Raw genomic sequence first — 19,666 nt, 5'->3', positions numbered from 1 at the left:
CTACTCCGCACTCTTCCGCCTGTTTTTCTTATCCTCAACCGCCACGCTGGCCGGGTCGATGTCGCGCAGCAGGCGGTCCTCGCCCGCCAGGCACACGAACCGCTGGCCGCGCATTCGACCGATCAGGGTCAGGCCGACCTCGCGTGCGATCTCGACGCCCCACGCCGTAAACCCGGATCGAGACGCCAGCACCGGGATGCCCATCATCGCCGTTTTGATCACCATCTCGGAGGTCAGACGGCCCGTCGTATAGAGGATCTTGTCCTCGGCCACCGCGCCCTCGGACAGCATCCAGCCCGCGATTTTGTCGACCGCGTTGTGACGACCCACGTCTTCCATATAGACCAGAGGGCGACTTTCGTGGCACAGCACCGTGCCGTGAATCGCCCCGGCTTCAAGGTACAATGACGGCGTGCGGTTGATCTTGGCGGCCAAATCATACAGCCACGAGGTCCGAACCTGAACCTGTGGCAGGCGCACACCCTCGAGCCCCTCCATCATATCGCCAAAGACCGTGCCCACTGCGCAGCCACTGGTGCGGGTCTTTTTCTTGAGCTTGTCCTCATAGGATGTCTCACGCGCGGTCCGCACGACCACGGTTTCCAGATCGTCGTCATAGTCAACGCGGGTGATGTCATCATCGGCCAGCAGCATCCCCTGATTGCGCAGGAAGCCCAGTGCCAGATATTCGGGATAATCACCAATTGTCATCGCCGTCACGATTTCCTGCGAGTTGAGGAAAATGGTCAGCGGGCGTTCCTCGACCACCGAGATGTGGCTGACCTCACCATTCTGGTCCACGCCCTCGACCGCGCGGGTCAGGCGGGCAGCGCCCGGATCAGGGGCAATGAGATAGTCTGACAGGTTCTGTTCGGTGGCCAATTGCAACCCTTTCCCAAGACCGCTACTGCTGCGGATAACACCATAGGATTTAGCCATGGCAGACACCACATCCAAGTCATACTTCTGGAAGGGTTTTCGCGACGGGACGCCGTTCATCTTTGTTGCGATCCCCTTTGGTACCCTGTTCGGCGTCTTTTCGACCGAAGCCGGGCTGAACGTCGTACAAACGCTGGCTTTTTCCGCCACCGTCTTTGCCGGGGCCGCCCAGTTCACCGCCTTGCAGCTTTTGCAGGACAATACACCCACTGCGATCGTGCTGGCCTCGGCTTTGGCGGTGAACTTGCGGGTTGCGATGTATTCCGCCTCGCTGACGCCGTATCTGGGGGCGGCACCGCTGTGGCAGCGGGCCTGTGCGGCTTATCTGACGGTGGACCAGACCTATGCCTGCTCGATCATGCGGTTCGAAAAAGAGCCGAACATGACCATCCCGCAACGCATGGTCTATTTCTTTGGCACCGCAACGCCGCTGACCCCGTTGTGGTTGTTGGCGACCTATCTGGGGGCGGTTCTGGGCACGCAAATTCCCGAAAGCTGGGCGCTGGACTTTGCGCTACCGATCACCTTTCTGGCCATGATCGGCCCGATGATGCGCACGCTAGCGCATGTAATCGCCGCTCTGGTTGCCATCGTGGTCGCGCTGTTGACCGTGGCTGTGCCCTTTAATCTGGGTCTGTTGATTGCTGGCACGGCGGGCATGATCGCAGGTGCGCAGGCCGAGCTGTTTCTGGAGCGTAGGAAATCATGACCCACATCGACACGACCACCATCTGGATCATCATCCTCGGGTTGGCCGTGGGCAGCTTTGCCCTGCGCTTTACTTTTATCGGCATCGTTGGCGACCGCCCGATGCCCGCATGGCTGCTGCGGCACCTGCGTTACACGGCGGTGGCTATAGTACCGGCCCTGATCGCTCCCTTGGTGGTCTGGCCCACCGCGACCGAAGGGCAGCCAGATGTCCCAAGAATGACCGCCGCTGCGGTCACGCTGGCCGTCGGGATTGTCACCAAGAACGTGATCGCAGCCATCTTCAGCGGGGCCGCAACGCTTTACGGACTGCTCTACCTATTGGGCTGAGCTAGCCTCCAACTGGTTCAAACGCGCATTGTTGAAGGCGAGACCGGTTTGCAGATCGGCGTCGTCGTTTTCCCGGTACTCGGCGGTTTGAACACCCGGTAGCTGGGCAAATTGGTCCGACAGCTTGACGGGATAAAAGGTGGTTTCGATCTGCTCGAACCCCGGCACCTGCTGCAGTAACTGAGCCGTCGAATTGGCGCAAAACGCACCTGCAACCGGCCCTGACTGCTTGGCAAGCTGCAGGGCAATCTCGGCCTGCTGAGGGGTCACTTCGACGGTTTGGATGCGCGCATAATGCGTTTCGCGCGCATGGCTGCTGCGATAAGCGCGTTCCACGTTGGGGGTGATGCCGTACAGGACGTCGTCCTTGATCGGCACCACATCCGCCCGGAATGATCCCGCAGGGTCAAAGATCACCCTTTCACTGCCACTGATCATCAGCGACGTGTGGGCACCCGAACCCGTCCGGGTGCTGATCATCGTATAAAGGGTCAGGGTCGACGGCCCGGGATCACGATAAGTTCGCGACACGATCTCGGCCTGCTCGGCTTGCGGGCGTTGCGATCCGGTGCAGCCGGCCACTGTCACTGCCAGCAGGCAGGCCATAAAAATCCTGATCACAACCGACCCCGATTCTTGAATTTAAGAGGCGAAAACCGCCAAGAAGAGGCACAGGAAGGCAATCGCAACCACGCACCAGGTGGTGGCCTTGATAAAGCCGTCAAAGGTTTTTTCCTGAACTTTGATGTCCATTTCGCCGTGCTTGTGTTCAGCCATCTGAAAGATTCCCAATTCGCGTATTTGAAATGTTGGATAATCGAAAATCCAAGGGCTGTCACCACGTCATTCGCGCGCAGGTGCAAGAGACGGAAACACCGAACATCCCGGATACCCAAACCCCCAACGCCAAGGCAGCCCCGAGCATGGCGCACCCCCAAACCGGACCGCTGCATACATCGCCTCGGCCGTGACCGAATGGGCGGTGCGAATCTGGTCGGGAGTCATATCGTAGAGAACAGCATATTCTTGGTCGTGATCGGCGCCGTGCTGCTTGACGCAGGCGCGCAGTGTGTCATCGGCAGACAGGCGCGCGGTATAGCTGTCCTCAGCAAAAAGCCCGGCCCCTGCATTGTGATATGCGCGGTCATGGGTCACGCAGCAATATTCCCACGGCGGATGCGCCCGATAGAGCGCGCGGAACTTGGGAAAGGTTTCGGCCACGAAGCGCCAGCTTGATGACAAACCGCCAGAACAGCCGTCGGTTTCAAATGGCGCCAGAGGAGCACCGGTCGCGACTGAAATCAACGCGCGGTGGGCAGGCATTTCAAGATTGCGCAGGATGTCCTGAGCTGCGGCAGGTCCCGCCATCAATACCACAAGGATGGCTGACTTAAGGGCTTTCATCGCGCATCGTCTCGGTATCGACGGACATTCCGAAGGTGGTGGCGAACCACAACAGCAGGCGTTCAGCCGGACCCATCTCGGCACGAACGCGCAGGACCTCATTTGCCATGGCGGGGCGATCGGTGATTAACCCGTCCACACCCATTGAGGCCATGGCAGACATTTGCAGTGGATCGTTTACAGTCCAGACATAGATATCCTTGCCTGCCGCCTGAACGCTACGAACCAATCCCGGCGTTGCCATCGCTGCGTTAACGGCGACAAATTCACCCTCCAACCCGGACAGATCGCCGACGGCAGTCGCCGCCAGAACACCAGCGCGCCAATCTGGGCGCAGCTTTTTCATCTTTTGCACGGCGGGGTATTTAAGCGACATGGTGGCGATGTCGTCCTGCATGTCGAACTCTTCCACCAGCGCGGCGACGCGGTTTTCCAGATCAACGTCGTGGCCGTAATATTTCAACTCAATAATAACCTTGGATCTGCCTTTGGCTGCCTCCAGAACCTGTCGCAGGGTCGGGGTGCGTTCATCGGCGTATTCAGGATCGAACCAACTGCCGATGTCGATCTCGGCCACGTCTTCCATCGTGGCATCCCAGACCTTGGTAGGCACTCCGGCCAGTTTCATGAAATCACTGTCATGGGCCACGATTACAACGCCATCCGCCGATTCCTGCACGTCGATCTCAACCCAATCCGCGCCATCTTCGATCGCTTTTTCAACAGCAGCCATGGTGTTTTCGGGCCGCAACGCCGCCGCGCCCCGGTGTCCAATAACCTCGGCCCGGTCTGGGGCCTGAATGTTCTCAAGCAGGCCTTGCCCCAACCATAGCCCGATCAGCACCGCTACAGCGGCCGCACCGACGGCGCCCAAAAGCGGCACACGCAGGTTGCCCGGCTCTGGGTGCGGCGGTTCCGAGGTCTTGATCTCGAAAAACCCATCCAGCAACACGGCCAGAGCGCCCAGTGCAGTTGCCGCCAGGATCAGCCCGGCCAGCGACCACAGACCCGCAACGATCAGGCTATAGATCAGTGCCAGCCGCAGATGCGCCGCTCCTTGCAACGGAACCAGATCGAACAGAAGCCCTGCAACGGTTGCGATCAAACCGGCAATGACAAGGCGCAGGACAAGCCAAATCGCCAGCTCAATTTTCAACCGCCCGCGTTTACCCTCCATCCGGTTGGCGCTGATGTTAAAGGCGCTAGCCGGAGCAACCCCTTCGAACAGGACCAGATGCAGACCCAGCGCCCAGGCCGACAGCCGGCGGATCAACACCCATGCCATCGCCAACATAACTGCCCCGATCAGCCCTACCGCAATCCAGAAGGACGGAGGCTGAAAGGTCAGGTAGTAGTTGATGTCATATTCCGTCAGCGTCCACCACGCGATCAGGGCCGAGACGGCCGCGAAAGGCAGAATCAACAGCAAAACCCGCAAAATAAACCGCGCGGCAAAACTAAAGAGCGCAGGCAAGCGCGACAGGATCAAACGGATCGCGGAACTGCCCGCCCGCCACGCGTCGCTTTCCCCCATCCGCAGTGATCCGGCCATGACGGAAAACACCAACACTTCAGCCAGCAGAAAGATGCTGAGAACTGCGATCGCGACCACGAAGCCGACCGGAGACAGGATGAAAGCCGCGATATCCTGATCGGTCAGGGCGGTCTGATCGGACAGCGAGACCGCCAAGTTCACCGCAATCGCCACGCTGGGCGCAATCAGGGCCACCAGCAGCAGCCGTACGGCGATGTATACCGGCACAAAAACGTGCCATCGCGCCCATGCCCCCCTGTAGGCATTTGTAACGTCAACGAAAGTCGTCATGCCGCGCCCCTCCTGAATGGTGCACTCATTCAAGGCTGCGCAAACGTGAATTGCAAGTCAGGTAATCAGCTATCTTCCAGATCAGCCGCCAGCCTGAACCCGATCCGGTTGGCCGGTTTATCCTCGACCGATTTGGGTAGGGCGCGCAGCATCACGTTCAACTGACTGACGTGTTGCACCAGTTGCGTCCGCGCGCCCGTCGCATCCGATCCATAAAACGTGATCATATCCGGGTCGAAATAGCCCATCCCTTCGATCCGCATCACGCCAGCGTCGCCACCGGTAAAGCCCATGGCAACTTCGTGGTCGGCATCCAGCGTCTTTTCGAAATTCTGGATATAGAGGATCAACCGCTCGTAAGCCCATTGCGCGGGGCTTTTGGTCTCGACCGGTTTCTGCAGCGTGTTGGGCAACTCCTGTGCCCCGGATTGAGCGTCAGGATTGGCATGGACCTCGTAGCATCGGGGAAGGGCTGCGGATTCTGCCGCCTCGGCCGAGGTATCGATCTTGTCCATGGTTTTACCCTTTGCGCTGAAACTCCCACGCCCCGTCTGCGCGCCGCGTCCGGGTCACCGCTCCAATGTGATAGAGATGGTTCAGATGTGCAACTGACTCGACCAGCGCCAGCCCATATTCGCCGTTGCCGATCTCTCGTTTGAACAGGGGCGGAAAGCACTCGGCGGCGGTTTTAGGCGTGTTCAGAAAATCGGTCAGACGTTCCAGCGCGCTGTGATGGTTGTTGATCAATTGCTTCATCCGCAGCGGCAGCCCGGTAAAGGGCAGTTTGTGCCCGCCCAGCGCCAGATGATCGGGCTGCGCGAGGCCCTGCAAACGCTCGCACGCGTCCAGCCATTCGGCCACCGGGTCTGCCAGCGGCTCGGTGACGTAGACCCCCAGATTGGGGCTGATCGAGCTGAGGATCTGATCCCCGGTGATCACCAGATTGTCGTCGCGGCTCCAGAAGGTGGCATGTTCGGGCGCGTGGCCATTGCCTATATGCACGTCCCAGTCGCGCCCACCCATGCGGATCACGCTGCCCTGCTTGATCCGGGTAAAGCCCAGTGGCATCGGATAGACCGTGTCGCAGAAGTTAAAGGGCCGTTCGGTCATTCGTTTGGCCAGGAAATCCGAATCCATGCCGGCGCTGCGGTAATAATCCAGCGTCTCGTTCGGCCAAGTTTCCTGGACGTCCAGTTGCAGCATTCGGGAAAACAGCCAGGCGGTGCGGGTCGTGACCAGTTCGGCCCCGTGTTCGGACTGAAACCAACCGGCGTTGCCTACGTGATCAGGATGGTGATGTGTGACGACCACCCGTTTGACTGGCTTGCCAGCCAACGGACCGGCCATCAGGCCGGTCCAGATGCGCCGGGTCTTGTTCGAGGACAGCCCCGTGTCAATCACCGTCCACCCATCGCCGTCATCCAGCGCATAGACATTGACGTGATCCAGCGCCATAGGCAGAGGCAGACGCATCCACAACACGCCTTTGGCAATCTCGATCGCTTCACCTGGTGCCGGAGGCTCGGGCCAAGGATAGCGGATCGTCAGCGCGGTATCTCCATCCATCAGGCCACCAGTTCATCTACGTCCATTGCGTAGATGTCGTCAGCGCCATTCTGCGCCTGCGCCAACAAACCGGCACATTCAGGCAGCAGCGCGTTGATATAATAACGCGCCAGCTTGAACCGAGGTCCATCGGCCGCAGCCAGCGCCGCCTTGAGGTGAAAATGTCCGCCCAACACGCGCGCAAACGCATGAAGATAGGGCACCGCACCGGCAAAACGGGTGTTCATATCGCTCTGCGAAACCAGCCATTCGGTGGTTTCACGCAAGCTTTCGGTCGCTTCCCAAACCGGGCCCGCAAGTTCGGGCATGGTTGCGCGGGCCTTTTCGGCGTGATCTTCGATCTCGTCCAGCAGGCGACCCGCCGCCTCGCCGCCATCCATCATCTTGCGCGCGACAAGGTCCATCGCCTGAATGCCGTTCGTGCCTTCGTAAATCGCGGTCACGCGCACATCGCGATAGAACTGCGCCGCGCCGGTTTCCTCGATAAAGCCCATGCCGCCATGCACCTGAACCCCTGTTTCCGAAACCCGCATTCCGGTTTCAGTGCCAAAGACCTTGCTGATTGGCGTCAGCAGCGCTGCGCGCGCCACCCAATCAGCATCCCCGGTGGCTGTGGCCATGTCGATGGCCGCAGCGTTGGCCAGCATGATTGCACGCGCCGCAAAAACATCGGCACGCATACCCATCAGCATCCGGCGCACATCCGCATGGTCGATGATGGTGCCCGAGGTGGTCTTGCCCTGCTTACGTTCCTGCGCATAGGCCAGTGCGTGCTGATAGGCCCCTTCGGCCGCACCCACGCCCTGCCCGCCGACACCCAGACGAGCGTTGTTCATCATGGTGAACATCGCGGCCATACCGCCATGTTCCTTGCCCACCAGCCAACCGGTGGCCCCGTCATACTGCATTACACAGGTCGGCGAGCCGTGCAGACCCATTTTATGCTCCAAAGAAACCACCTTCAGGTCATTGGCCACGCCGGGGTTCCCATTCTCATCCGGCAGGTACTTGGGCACCAGGAACAGCGAAATCCCTTTGGTTCCGGGCACACCGTCGGGCAGACGCGCCAGCACCAGATGGCAAATGTTCTCGGCAAAATCGTTATCGCCCCACGAGATATAAATCTTTTGGCCCGAAACCGCATAGGTGCCATCACCGTTGGGCTCGGCTTTGGAGGTCAGAGCACCCACATCTGAACCGGCCTGCGGTTCGGTCAGGTTCATTGTGCCCGACCATTCACCTGCGATCATCTTGGGCAGATACAGTTCTTTCAAGCTGTCGCTGGCGTGATGTTCCAACGCCTCGATTTGGCCCTGGGTCATCAAAGGGGCAAGTTGCAGCGACAGACAGGCGGCCGACATCATCTCGTTAACAGCCGTGGTCAGGGTCATCGGCAGGCCCATACCACCATATTCCGGGTCAGCGCTCATCCCGATCCAGCCGCCTTCGGCAATTGCTTTCCAACCGTCGCCATAGCCCGGCGAGGTGCGCAGAACGCCGTTTTCCAAGCGCGCGGGCTCCAGATCGCCGGGGCGTTGTAGCGGGGCCATAACCTCTTCGCACATCTTGCCCGCTTCGGTCAGAATTGCGCTCACCACATCTTCGCTGGCTTCCGAAAACCGGTCCGTCGCCGCGATCTGATCGAACGCGACGCCGTGGCGGAACAGGAACTCATAGTCGGAAACGGGAGCGCGATAGGGCATGGCTTCACCTCGGGGCTTTCAATGGGTCTCAAACGGCAGGGTTGGAAAACCCGGCACCCGCCGTTATTCATCTGGATTTAGACGATTAGGTACCTGTCCCCATGATACAAGCAATCGAAACGCGGCGTCACCCCTCATGATCCCCAACGGAACCCTCGAACTGTCCGCCGACCCGACCGGAATTGCGCAGGCGGCGGACCTGCTGCGGCAGGGTCTGCTGGTCGCCTTCCCGACCGAGACTGTCTATGGGTTGGGTGGCGATGCTTGCAACGGTGAGGCGGTCGCAAACATCTACGCGGCCAAGGGACGGCCCAGTTTCAATCCTCTGATCGCGCATGTCGCCTCGGTTGAGGCGGCACAGCGCTTCGTGCAGTGGTCGGATCAGGCCGAAGCACTTGCGCATGCCTTCTGGCCCGGCCCGCTTACGCTGGTGCTGCCCCTGCGCGCAGATCATGGCGTGTCGTCGCTGGTCACGGCCGGTTTGGATACGTTGGCGGTGCGGGTTCCGGCCCATCCTACAGCGCGCGCCATTTTGACGGCGTTTGACGGCCCCGTGGCCGCCCCATCTGCCAACCCTTCGGGCCAGATCAGCCCAACCACCGCCGACCACGTACGCGCCGGTCTCGACGGGCGCATCGCGGCCATTTTGAATGATGGTCCCTGTGGCGTAGGCCTGGAGTCCACAATTGTCGGGCTTGCAGGTGAGCCAACCCTGCTGCGCCCTGGCGGCGTGGCCCTGGACCAGATAGAACATGTCTTGGGCACTGAGCTTCACCACCATCAACCCGGTGGCATCTTGACGGCGCCGGGTCAGCTGCAATCGCATTACGCGCCGGATTCCCCGGTTCGCCTTGAGGCTGATCAGGCGCAGGGGGATGAGGTTTTGCTGGGTTTCGGCGCGGTGGATTGCGATCTGAATCTGTCGCCCACTGGCAATCTGACCGAGGCCGCCGCCAACCTGTTTGCCGCCCTGCACAAGCTGAACGATACCGGACGCCCGATTGCGGTGTCGCCGATCCCCTCTGTCGGGCTGGGTGTAGCCATCAATGACCGCCTGCGCCGCGCCGCCGCGCCGCGAGATAGCTGATCAGGCGCGCCCGGCGCTGGCCGACAGCGTCAGCGGATCAACACCAAGGGTCGCCAGCGCGGCCTCCCATTTGTCATCATCGGGCACGTCGAACACCAGTTTCGAGGTCGCATCCGTGGTCAGCCAGCCATTCATAGCGATCTCATCCTCAAGCTGACCCGGACCCCAGCCGGAATAACCCAACGCCAGGGTCGAATTCAGCGGCCCACGCCCCGAAGCCAGATCTTCGAGCACATCCAGCGTCGCCGTCATACTGAAATCATCCGAGATCTTCATCGAATGCAGATTGGCGTCATAATCCGCACTGTGCAGGACAAAGCCACGCGACATCTCCACCGGACCACCGAAATGCACCAGACGTTCGCCGACAATCGGAATACGGCAGGGGATATTGAGCTGGCTCAGCAGGGTCTTGATCCGCAGGTCTGCCGGTTTGTTGATAATCAGGCCCATCGCCCCGTCATCGCCATGGCTGCACATAAACACCACCGAATGATCGAAACGCGGATCGCCCATGCCAGGCATCGCAATCAACAGTTTTCCGGTTAGGTCCATAAAACGACATCTCTTGCTGAGTCACCTTCAACAATGGCCCCTGCGGACGGGCATTGGCAAGGGATCACAGCAGTTTTCCGCAGATTTCATTCAGGTGACCGGAACGTGACTTGGAATCTGCGCTGCAACCGCGCATTTATATATTATGAACGCGCATATGACATTTTCAGCGGTCGCTTTGACCCTCATCCTCGGTGCGGCCGGTGCGGCCACGGCCGAGGTCAATGGCCCTGTGGCTGAACTGGACATTCTGGATGGTGGACGCACCGCCAAGGGCACCTATCTGGGCGCCGTGCGGGTGACGTTGCAGGACGGATGGAAAACCTATTGGCGCGCGCCAGGTGATGCGGGTATCCCGCCTCAGTTCGACTGGACCAGTTCGGACAATGTCGGGGATGTGTCGATCACGTGGCCCGCACCGGATATCTTTGACCAGAACGGCCTTCAATCTATCGGCTACGAGGACCAACTTGTCCTGCCGGTCGAGATCACGCCTACCAACCCGGCAAAGCCCGTGCATCTGAAAGGCACAATGGACTTGGGCATATGCAAGGATGTCTGCATTCCCGAACGGCTGGGCTTTGACCATACGCTGAACGCTGATGCCGGGCGCAACCCCACCATCGCCGCAGCGCTGGCTCAGCGCCCTTATTCGGCGAAAGAGGCACGGGTGTCCGGTGCGCATTGCAGCCTGACCCCCACCTCGGACGGGATCAAGATAGAAGCACGCGTGACCATGCCCTCGGCCGGAGGGCAGGAGATCGCGGTTATCGAGCCCGGCGACCCAACGCTCTGGGCTTCGCAGCCCTACACTTCGCGTCAGGGCGATACGCTGGTTGCGACCTCTGAAGTCGTCAGCGCCTATGGGGCCGCTTTTGCTCTGAACCGGTCTGCAATTCGGATCACCGTTCTGGGCGAAAACCATGCCGTCGACATTCAGGGGTGCAGCGCAGGCTGACCCGGCATGACCCAAACCCCCAAAATCGGTGCGCTGGCCGTTGTCGTGCATGCCGGGCAGGTTCTGCTGGTCCAGCGTGGCAAACAGCCTGATGCCGGGATGTGGGGGTTTCCCGGGGGTCATGTCGAATGGGGCGAAACCGTTCTGGAGGCCGCCCGGCGGGAATTGCTGGAGGAAACCTCGGTCAACGCGCGCCCACTACACTATCTGGACAATCTGGACCTGCTGCGCAGGGATGCCCGAGGCGCGGTTCTAAACCATTATCTGCTGGTCGGTGTGGCCTGTGAGTATATCTCGGGTCAGCCTGCCCCAGGCGATGACGCACGGGATGCGCAGTGGTTTCCGCTGGATCAGATCCAACGCGGCGACCTGCCGATGAGCGACCGGGTCCCCGACCTTCTGACAACCGCCTTGCGCCGGGGCTAGGCCATGCGCCCCTTGAGCCGCGCATAGAACAGGCCGGACAGCGCGATACTTATCACTAAAATCATAGCAGCCCCTGCGACAAAGGCCCCAAGCCCCATATTCAACGCCGCGATTCCATCTTCGGCCCCGTAAAGACCAGCCAACATCGATATCGGTGCTCCAGTGGCCACGGGCCAGACCATGGTCAGCCCGAACCAGACCAGCAACACAAACCCCGTTGCCGTCAGCATCGCCTGTACGACCCGATCCGGGGCACGCAGGGCGCGGCGCATGGCGGTCATCGGGCGCGACAGGTCGTTCAGAATCGCCAGCAGCGCCGGAACCAACAGCAGCACCAACAGCATCCCGAATGCCAGCCCATAGACCAGCGTGATGACAGTCGGCTTCAGGAACTGCGCCTGTTGCGAGCCCTCATACAGCAAGGGTGTCAAACCCAGAACCGTGGTCAGCGTCGTCAGCATGACCGGTCGCAACCGGTCGGCGGTGCCTTCGATGATCGAGGGCACAAGCCCCCTGTCCTGCTGATAGGCATCAATGGTCGTAACCAGAACAATCGAGTCGTTGATGATGATCCCGGTCATTCCCAACAGACCGACAACCGTAAACATGCTAAGCGGGACATCCCAGATGTAATGCCCCCAAATGGTGCCAACCAGACCGAACGGAATGATCGCCATGACCACCAGTGGGCGCGTCCAACTGGCAAAGACCCAGGCCAGAACCAGATAGATGCCGGTCAGGCACAGGATCAGACCGGTGCGCGCCTCGGTCAGGAATTCATCTTCTTGTTCGCTGAGGCCAGCCATGGTCCATTCCACTTGCCGTTCAGCGGCTATATTGGGCAGGATCTCTTCTTGCATGGCACGCGCGATCTCGGCGGCTTGGGCAGGATCGTCTTCCGAGATATCCCCGTTGACCGAAATCACCCGCAGCCCATTCTCGCGCCGCACGGTGGAAAAGCCAGACTTGCGCTGGACCGAAACGATATCGGCCAGCGGCACATAGACCCCATCCGGCGTACGCATCAGCGTGCGCTCCAGAAAATCGGCGGTTAGCTCCCCTTCAGGCAGTTCAACCCTGATCTCAGCGCTGCGAGGGCCATCGGGGAAGGTCGCGGCCTCGATCCCGTTTAGCCGGTCACGCAGAACACGGCCAAGCGTTTCGATGCGGAAACCCAACGCTTGCCCCTGTGCCGTCAGATCGAGGATGTATTCTTCTTTGTCATAGGCCAGATTGTCTTCCAGCGCGGACACTTCGGGGTATTTCGACAGTTCAAGTTGCAGGTCCTCGGACGCCGCCTTGAGCGTGTTCACATCCGCTCCGGAAAACTGCACGTCGATTGCATCGCCGCCCGGTCCTGACCGCCATCCCCTAAAGCTGAGCAATTCGACCTTCGGATGGCGCGGGACGTAGTCCTGAAGTTCTCCGATGAACTCAAAGCCGGAATAGGGGCGCAGGTCGGCATCGATCAGTTCGATCGAAATCCCGCCCAACAGATCTGAATCCTTGCCGTCCGCCGCAGCCAGTCCGAACCCGGCGGTGCCGCCGACCTCGGCCAAAACGTATTCGATGGGGTTGCGGCCGTGGCGCTCTTCGTAGATCTGCCCCATCTCTTCGACCGCGATCTGCAACTGCCGCATCATCGCCAGCGTGTCCGTGCGGGTCGCACCCTCGACCATGATGAAATTACCGGTGACCGAGCCACGTTCGGGCGCGTTAAAGAACCGCCAGTTCACGTCGCCCTTGATGAACAGAGCCACCTGGCTGGCCAACACCATCACCATGGCGGCCACCACCACATACCGTCCGGCGACGGCCCATGCGATAACCTTGCGGAAGACATGATCCCGCACCCAGCGGAAGCCGCGATTGACCACGCGGTTGGGCAGATCGTACCAATGCTCCTTGGCCGAATGCGCAATCGCATGGGCCATGTGGTTCGGCAGGATCAAGAAGCATTCGATCAACGAGGCGATCAGCACCGCAATCACCGTGAAGGGGATATCGCGGATCAACTCGCCAAACCGACCTCCAATCGCGGTCAGGCCGAAAAAGGCAATCACCGTCGTCAGCGTCGCGGCAAAGACTGGCATGGCCATCCGCCGCGCGGCGCGTTCGGCGGCGACCATCGGCGGCTCGCCAAGTCGTCGGGCACGGAAATCGGCGTGTTCGCCCACCACGATGGCGTCATCCACGACAATACCCAGCGTGATGATCAGACCAAACAGCGAGACCATGTTGATCGACAACCCGCCGATATACATGAAGGCAATCGCCGCAGACATCGCCACCGGAATCCCCGCAGCCACCCAAAAGGCGATCCGCGCGTTGAGGAACAGAAACAGCAGGCACACAACCAGCCCCAACCCGACCAGCCCATTGTCGATCAATATATCCAGACGGTCGGTGATGGCCTGCGCACGGGTTCGGATCAGCTCGACCGTGACACCTTCGGGCAGACTGGCCTGCATTTCGGCGACCACGTCTTCGACCGTGTGCTGAATTTCAATCGCATCCCCCAGGTTCGAGCGGTCAACCCGCACCGACATGGCCGGGTTTTCGCCGACGAAATAGCTGCGATCGCGGTTCACGCCCTCGACCCGGATCTGCGCCACATCGCCGATCAACAGCTTCGAGCCATCGTCGAAATTACGCAGTGGGATGCCCTCAATCTGCTCGGGGTTCCGTTTTTCGGTACCTGTGCGGATGCGCGCATTGGCCCCGGTCACATCGCCTGCGGGGTTTGCTGTGACCTCGGCAGCGACGGCTTGTGCAATCTCGGACAGGGTGATGTCATTGGCGATCAGTTGCGCGGTAGGCACCTCGACCACGATACGCGGCGCAGCAAGGCCCCGGATCGTGGTCCGCGTGACGCCCACGGCAAACAGGCGGTTGATCAATTCATCGGTGAACTTTGCCAACTGATCCGGCGCGACCGGCCCTGTCACAACCAGATCGGTCACCCGATCGCGCCAAGCCCCGCGCCGAATAGTCGGTTCGTCCGCATCTTCGGGCAGGTTGGTCACGCCATCAACGGCAGTTCTGACTTCTTCGACCGCGCGCGACATATCCCAGTTAGGCTCGAACTCCAGCCGAATGCGGGCATTGCCCTCGCGCGACGTCGCATCTGTGCTGGCCACGCCCTCAACCGCCAACAGTGCCGGCTCCAGCACCTGAACAATCCCGTTATCCACGTCTTCGGGGCCCGCGCCTTCCCACGCGACATTCACGTCGACCCGTTCCAGGATCACATCTGGAAAGAATTGCGCCCGCATGTTTGGGGCCGCCGCGATGCCCAGAACCACCATGACCAGCAACAGCAGGTTGGCGACGGTCCTATGGCGGGTGAAATAGCTGAGTATTCCACTCGCCGCACCGGGGATTTCGCGCATCATCGCGCCTATCCTCCGGCCCGGTTTTCAATTCGCTGCACCAGCGAGGCGGGGACTTTAGGCTCGCTCAATTGAGTCAGCACGCGCTCTTTCATGTCCTTGGGCATCCGGTCGCTGGCTTCGACCTGGGCCACAAGCTGTGCCCGCTGTTCGTCAGACAGTTCGACCAAGCCCGCATCCGCTCCGGCGCTCGCCTCAACCCGCAACGGGCGCACACGTACCCCCGCGCCCAGCAGCGGCGTGCGGCCAATTACGACCTCTCGCCCTTCCAAGCCTTCGCCACGCAGCAGAACCTCATCCCCCTGACGGCGGACCAGTTGCACAGGCAGCGCCTCAAGCCGGTCATCGGGGCCCAGTACCAGAACCGTCCCCACCGCATCCAAAGCAGACGAAGGCAGGCGCACCACATTGTCCAGCGGCTGTTCCTGCACAGTGACGGTCACGAAATCCCCCGGCTTGAAGCCCGAGGCCCCGTCAAGCCGCGCATAGATCAGACGCCCGGTCTGCCCTTCCCCGGCAGACCCACTGTCACGGCTGATCTGTCCCTGTGCAGTTAGATCCGCGCCCGTGACCTCAAGCGAGACCGTGACCGGGGCCGAGATCAGATCGCCATTTGCATCCAAAAGACGCACGAACTGCGCAGTCGAGACGCGAAAAGCGACCTCCAGCGCGTTGGGGTCCACAAGTTCGGCCAGCTTTTCGTTGGCCGCAACCAAACGCCCTTCGACCAGCGTGACATCCGTCAGCGTTCCACCAAACCGGGCGTGGATGGTCATATCGCCCAGATCACGTTCGGCGGCTTCAAGCGCGATACGGGCGCGAGACAGCAGTGTCGTCGCCTGATCCACCCGCGATTCCGCCTGCGCCAATGCGATACGCCTGGCCAGAACTGCTTGCTCGGCCGCGGCTGCTGCAAGTTCCGCATCATCCGCCGCCGCGACAGAACCAACACCCCGAGCCAGAAGGTCCTGCTGCCGTTTCATCGCGCGGTTTCGCAATTCAACCTGCGTTTCTGACGATTTCAACTCATCCTGCGCCAACAGAAGCGAACGCTCGGCGTCACGTTCTTCGAACTGGGCATCCAGCAAATCCGATTTGGCGCGATCAAGGGCCGATTGCGCATTTGCCGGGTCCAACTCGACCAGCACTTCGCCTGCGGTTACCGCACCGCCATCCTCGAAATCCTCAGACAGGGCAACGACCCGCCCACCCAGCGCCGCGCGCAGTTCCAACCGGCGACGGCTTTGAACCTCACCGAACGCTTCCAGATTAGGGGTGACGGTTACAAACTCGGCCGGGCGTACGGATACGGCAAAGATGCGTTCACGAGCCTGCGGCGGGCGATCTTCGCGGGTCAGCACTTCTTGCACGGCCCCCGCGATCATCTGGGCCGCAACAAACAGCAGCGCCAGCGTCACGGACGCCAGAAACACACCGACAAGGCTCTGCCTCAGAAATCGCATGTTGCACTTACCCCGGTTGCATCAAGCCGCCACCTACAAAAGGTAGCCGGGCGGTCAAAAATGCCAAGCCACAAAGCGGTTATAAAGTGTTGAACGTGCGAGCAGTCTACTTCCGTCGCAGATGTTCGTCCAATCTGGGCATTATTTCTACAAAATTGCAGGGACGGTGGCGATAATCGAACTGCTTTTCCAGAATCGCATCCCAGGCGTCCTTGCAAGCACCGGGGCTGCCGGGCAGCGCAAACAGATAGGTGCCACCTGCCACGCCGCCCGTTGCGCGGGACTGAACGGCCGAGGTGCCGATCTTCTCCATCGAGACAATCGTGAAGACGGTGCCAAAGGCCTCAATCTCTTTTTCGTAGACGTCCCGATGCGCCTCGACCGTCACGTCACGCCCCGTCAGCCCGGTGCCGCCGGTCGAGATCACAACGTCGATCTCGGGGTCGGCAATCCAAGTGCGCAGCTGATCTGCGATCTGGGCGCGCTCATCGCGGATGATTTTGCGATCCGCCACCGAATGGCCCGCCTTTTCGATCCGGTCCACCAAGGTTTGGCCCGAACGGTCCTCATCCAGTGAACGGGTGTCCGAGACGGTCAGGACCGCAATCCGAACGGGAATGAAATCCATGGTTTCATCAATGCGTGACATCTTGCGTCAGGCCCTTTCCAGAATAGCAAGGCGGATCGCCAGAGCAGTGAAAATCCCGCCCGTCACCCAACCAATGATACGTGAGGCGCGCGGGTTCGAAATCAGCACTCGCCCAGCGCCTCCAGCAAAAATCCCCACCAGTCCGTTCACCACGAACCCACCCAGCGCGATGATCACGCCCAGGATGAGGAATTGCGGCAGGATCGGTCCGATGGCCGGGTTCACAAATTGCGGGATAAAGGCCAGCACGAACAGGATCACTTTGGGATTGGTCAGGTTCACCACCATCCCGTCCCGAAACGCATAGCGCGCCGGTTTAGCAGGCGCATCCGCAGACACAGCCCCATGTCGGATCGCACCCCAGGCCAGATACAGCAGATAGGCCACACCCATCCAGCGGATCACGTCGAACAACCATGGCAGAGCAGAAACCGCAGCCCCAAGCCCAAGCCCGGCCAACAACACATGCACCATCAGCCCCGTCGAAACTCCGGCACTAGCGACCAGCGCGGGTTTTGCTCCGGATTTCAAACCCTGCCCGAAACAGAACATCATGTCCGCGCCGGGCGTAAAGTTCAGCGCCATTGCCGCCGGGATGAAAGCCAATAGAGTGACTGTTTCGATCATATCTCAACCTCGAACCAATTCACGCGCGGCCCAAGATTGGCGATCTGTGTCTGCCCTAGCGTGCCGCGATAGCCCCAGCTGTCGTGGATGTGCCCATGTAGCGACATCTGCGGTTGCAACCGTTCGATCGCATCTCGCACCGCGGTCGACCCAACCGCATCACCGGTCGAGGTCACATCGCCATAGCCTTTGGGAGGCGAATGCGTGATCAGAACTTCCGCCCCTTCGCACCGGTCCAGCAACTCAGCGGCCTCGCCCTCGGACAGGTCACAGGACCAGTCTCCGAACGGCGTCGGCGGCACGCCATAGCCCAGACCGAACAGGCGCAACCCGTCCACAGTCATACTTGTCCCGTGCAGGACATGAACGCCATGCGGCGCGGCAGCGGTCAGTTCCTCGGCGCTTTCGGCGTTGCCGGGCACAAGAACCAGCGGAGCGGTGATGCCGGACAACATGTCCATCGCCTCACCCAGACCCTGCCGCATGTTGCAATAGTCCCCGGCGCCGATCACCAGATCGGCCTCGGTACTCGCAGCAACCAGTTCGGAGGCGCGGTGACGTGCCATATGCAAGTCAGAAAAGGCCAGAATGCGCATCACTTACCCTCCAGCCGAGCTTTCAGTTCCAGCAGATCGGCCCAGGCCTGTCGTTTGGCCTGCGGCTGGCGCAGCAGATAGGCAGGGTGAAACATGGGGATCACCGGCAGATCCAGCGCCTGAGCCCATTGCCCGCGCAGCCGGGTGATACCTCGTTTGCCCAGCACTGCCTGACAACTTATATTGCCCATGACCACCAGCACGTCGGGCTTGGCCAGTGCCACGTGACGTTCCAGAAACGGCTTCATCATCCCGATCTCTTCGGGCTTGGGGTCGCGGTTCTGCGGCGGCCGCCATGGCAGCACGTTGGTGATGTAGACGTTTTCCCGCCGATCCAGATCAATCGCCGCCAGCATACGGTCCAACAACTGACCCGCGCGGCCTACGAAAGGTTTGCCCTCACGATCCTCGTCCCGGCCCGGAGCCTCACCGATGATCATCACCCGCGCACCCGGCGTGCCATCGGCAAAAACCAACTGTCGCGCGCCGCGCTTCAACTCGCAATGATCAAACCCGTCCATCGCCGCGCGCAACTGATCCAGCGACCCCGCCGCTGTGGCCGCGGCCTTGGCAACCGCCACAGGATCGACCTGTTTGGGCTTTGCAGGCGCGGCCTGCACCTCCGGCTTTTTGGCTTTGGGTGCGGTATCGGGCAGCGCATATCGGTCAACCGGCGCGTCGCCAATTGCATCCGTTGCGCCCAGTTCGATCTGCCAATCCAGCAGCGCCCGCGCGGTGTAATAGTCCAAAGCCGATTCCATGCCCCTCAATCTAACCAGCTTTTGACCGAGGGAAAGCGAATAGCACTTGATCGCCCGCCCTGCCGCGCCGACCATTGTCGCATTCATGTTGACCCTTTTGCGATTCTTTCTGGTTGCCGTGTTGCTGATCCCCTTCAGCAGCCCAAGCTTTGCGCAGATAAATGACCGCCTCGGCATTCAAACCCCAGGCATCAATAACCGCAACGGCCTGTCGCAACGCAACCGGGTTCAGGACCGCGTCAACCAATGCCGCGCGGGGCAATTGCGGTGCGGGCGCAACTGCTGTCCGGTCGGGCAACGCTGCGGTTTTGACGGACATTGCATCCCACCCGGCGGCACCTATTGCGGCGGCGGGTTTTCCTGCGGTCCGTTCGAGCGTTGCATCGGCAGTCGCCGTTGCGCCCCAAAAGGCGAGAACAAGTGCCGAACAAGCCTGGATTGTCCCAGTGGCACCTCGTGCAACGGGCGCGGTGAATGCGAAGCGATCCAGCTGGAGTTTAACCTGCCCCGCCCACAAGCCAGATGTGACGACGGCAGCACCTGCGCCAGCGGCACAAGTTGCTTGCCGGGCGGCGGCTGCACCCGTCCGGGCTGGTTCCTATGCGAAGAAACCGGCTCGCAATGTCGGCAAGGATTCAAATGCTCAGCCAATCAAGGCTGCGTCCCGGTCAAGGCCG

General features: G+C 60.7%; 21 protein-coding genes. 5 read left to right on the top strand and 16 right to left on the bottom strand.

Going from position 1 to position 19,666, the window contains the following annotated elements:
* The gene (locus ACR0L1_RS08730) at positions 1-888 is read right to left on the bottom strand and encodes a formate dehydrogenase accessory sulfurtransferase FdhD (protein WP_480858480.1); all 888 of its coding nucleotides are present in this window, start codon (positions 886-888) and stop codon (positions 1-3) included.
* A 49-nt stretch (positions 889-937) separates the two neighbouring features.
* Between ACR0L1_RS08730 and ACR0L1_RS08725 the strand changes: the two genes are divergently transcribed.
* Both ACR0L1_RS08725 and ACR0L1_RS08720 read left to right on the top strand, forming a co-directional pair.
* Complete coding sequence (locus ACR0L1_RS08725) at positions 938-1,648, top strand: AzlC family ABC transporter permease (RefSeq protein WP_480858290.1); 711 nt, start codon at positions 938-940, stop codon at positions 1,646-1,648.
* Positions 1,645-1,977, top strand: coding sequence for an AzlD domain-containing protein (locus ACR0L1_RS08720; protein ID WP_170772626.1), 333 nt, complete (start codon positions 1,645-1,647; stop codon positions 1,975-1,977). The genes ACR0L1_RS08725 and ACR0L1_RS08720 overlap by 4 nt, the downstream gene beginning before the upstream one ends.
* Here the strand turns inward: ACR0L1_RS08720 and ACR0L1_RS08715 are convergent.
* The 7 genes from ACR0L1_RS08715 to ACR0L1_RS08685 all read right to left on the bottom strand — a co-directional run bounded on the left by ACR0L1_RS08715 (position 1,966) and on the right by ACR0L1_RS08685 (position 8,475).
* Complete coding sequence (locus ACR0L1_RS08715; protein WP_480858288.1) at positions 1,966-2,598, bottom strand: hypothetical protein; 633 nt, start codon at positions 2,596-2,598, stop codon at positions 1,966-1,968. The genes ACR0L1_RS08720 and ACR0L1_RS08715 overlap by 12 nt on opposite strands.
* Positions 2,599-2,619: 21 nt before the next feature.
* Positions 2,620-2,754, bottom strand: a complete 135-nt coding sequence (locus ACR0L1_RS08710; protein WP_170772630.1) for an aa3-type cytochrome c oxidase subunit IV — start codon at positions 2,752-2,754, stop codon at positions 2,620-2,622.
* A gap of 66 nt (positions 2,755-2,820) precedes the next feature.
* Positions 2,821-3,381, bottom strand: a complete 561-nt coding sequence (locus tag ACR0L1_RS08705) for a hypothetical protein (protein WP_480858287.1) — start codon at positions 3,379-3,381, stop codon at positions 2,821-2,823.
* Complete coding sequence (locus ACR0L1_RS08700; protein WP_480858285.1) at positions 3,368-5,206, bottom strand: glycerophosphodiester phosphodiesterase family protein; 1,839 nt, start codon at positions 5,204-5,206, stop codon at positions 3,368-3,370. The genes ACR0L1_RS08705 and ACR0L1_RS08700 overlap by 14 nt, the downstream gene beginning before the upstream one ends.
* A gap of 65 nt (positions 5,207-5,271) precedes the next feature.
* A complete protein-coding gene (locus tag ACR0L1_RS08695) occupies positions 5,272-5,721 on the bottom strand; it encodes a DUF6173 family protein (RefSeq protein ID WP_480858283.1) in 450 nt (149 codons plus the stop codon).
* 4 nt (positions 5,722-5,725) lie between these two features.
* A complete protein-coding gene (locus tag ACR0L1_RS08690) occupies positions 5,726-6,772 on the bottom strand; it encodes an MBL fold metallo-hydrolase (RefSeq protein WP_480858281.1) in 1,047 nt (348 codons plus the stop codon).
* On the bottom strand, positions 6,772-8,475 hold the full coding sequence (locus tag ACR0L1_RS08685) for an acyl-CoA dehydrogenase family protein (RefSeq protein ID WP_480858279.1): 1,704 nt from the start codon (positions 8,473-8,475) through the stop codon (positions 6,772-6,774). Before ACR0L1_RS08685 ends, ACR0L1_RS08690 begins: the two co-directional genes overlap by 1 nt.
* A gap of 136 nt (positions 8,476-8,611) precedes the next feature.
* Between ACR0L1_RS08685 and ACR0L1_RS08680 the strand changes: the two genes are divergently transcribed.
* Positions 8,612-9,562 (top strand): L-threonylcarbamoyladenylate synthase, encoded by a 951-nt coding sequence (locus ACR0L1_RS08680; protein ID WP_480858277.1) that lies wholly within the window; start codon positions 8,612-8,614, stop codon positions 9,560-9,562.
* Here ACR0L1_RS08680 and ACR0L1_RS08675 read toward each other — a convergent pair whose 3' ends face one another.
* The gene (locus ACR0L1_RS08675) at positions 9,563-10,117 is read right to left on the bottom strand and encodes a YqgE/AlgH family protein (protein ID WP_170772643.1); all 555 of its coding nucleotides are present in this window, start codon (positions 10,115-10,117) and stop codon (positions 9,563-9,565) included. It abuts the gene before it with no gap.
* 157 nt (positions 10,118-10,274) lie between these two features.
* Here ACR0L1_RS08675 and ACR0L1_RS08670 point away from each other — a divergent pair, with 157 nt between their 5' ends.
* On the top strand, positions 10,275-11,075 hold the full coding sequence (locus ACR0L1_RS08670) for a protein-disulfide reductase DsbD domain-containing protein (protein ID WP_480858275.1): 801 nt from the start codon (positions 10,275-10,277) through the stop codon (positions 11,073-11,075).
* Between the two features lie 6 nt (positions 11,076-11,081).
* Positions 11,082-11,501, top strand: coding sequence for an NUDIX hydrolase (locus tag ACR0L1_RS08665; RefSeq protein WP_480858273.1), 420 nt, complete (start codon positions 11,082-11,084; stop codon positions 11,499-11,501).
* Here ACR0L1_RS08665 and ACR0L1_RS08660 read toward each other — a convergent pair.
* The 7 genes from ACR0L1_RS08660 to ACR0L1_RS08630 form a co-directional block, all read right to left on the bottom strand.
* Positions 11,498-14,896 (bottom strand): efflux RND transporter permease subunit, encoded by a 3,399-nt coding sequence (locus ACR0L1_RS08660; protein WP_480858271.1) that lies wholly within the window; start codon positions 14,894-14,896, stop codon positions 11,498-11,500. The genes ACR0L1_RS08665 and ACR0L1_RS08660 overlap by 4 nt on opposite strands.
* A 5-nt stretch (positions 14,897-14,901) precedes the next feature.
* Positions 14,902-16,356, bottom strand: coding sequence for an efflux RND transporter periplasmic adaptor subunit (locus ACR0L1_RS08655; RefSeq protein ID WP_480504457.1), 1,455 nt, complete (start codon positions 16,354-16,356; stop codon positions 14,902-14,904).
* 106 nt (positions 16,357-16,462) lie between these two features.
* Positions 16,463-17,005 (bottom strand): molybdenum cofactor biosynthesis protein B, encoded by a 543-nt coding sequence (gene moaB, locus ACR0L1_RS08650; protein ID WP_170772654.1) that lies wholly within the window; start codon positions 17,003-17,005, stop codon positions 16,463-16,465.
* Positions 17,006-17,011: 6 nt separating this feature from the next.
* Positions 17,012-17,632, bottom strand: a complete 621-nt coding sequence (locus tag ACR0L1_RS08645) for a LysE family translocator (protein ID WP_170772656.1) — start codon at positions 17,630-17,632, stop codon at positions 17,012-17,014.
* Positions 17,629-18,228 (bottom strand): metallophosphoesterase family protein, encoded by a 600-nt coding sequence (locus ACR0L1_RS08640; RefSeq protein ID WP_480858269.1) that lies wholly within the window; start codon positions 18,226-18,228, stop codon positions 17,629-17,631. The genes ACR0L1_RS08645 and ACR0L1_RS08640 overlap by 4 nt, the downstream gene beginning before the upstream one ends.
* Complete coding sequence (locus tag ACR0L1_RS08635; RefSeq protein ID WP_170772660.1) at positions 18,228-18,989, bottom strand: uracil-DNA glycosylase; 762 nt, start codon at positions 18,987-18,989, stop codon at positions 18,228-18,230. The genes ACR0L1_RS08640 and ACR0L1_RS08635 overlap by 1 nt, the downstream gene beginning before the upstream one ends.
* Positions 18,990-18,999: 10 nt before the next feature.
* Positions 19,000-19,308 (bottom strand): hypothetical protein, encoded by a 309-nt coding sequence (locus tag ACR0L1_RS08630; RefSeq protein ID WP_480858266.1) that lies wholly within the window; start codon positions 19,306-19,308, stop codon positions 19,000-19,002.
* Positions 19,309-19,666: the final 358 nt, after the last annotated feature.

Source organism: Ruegeria sp. J8 (assembly GCF_056531925.1).
This window is presented reverse-complemented; position numbering and strand designations above follow the sequence as displayed.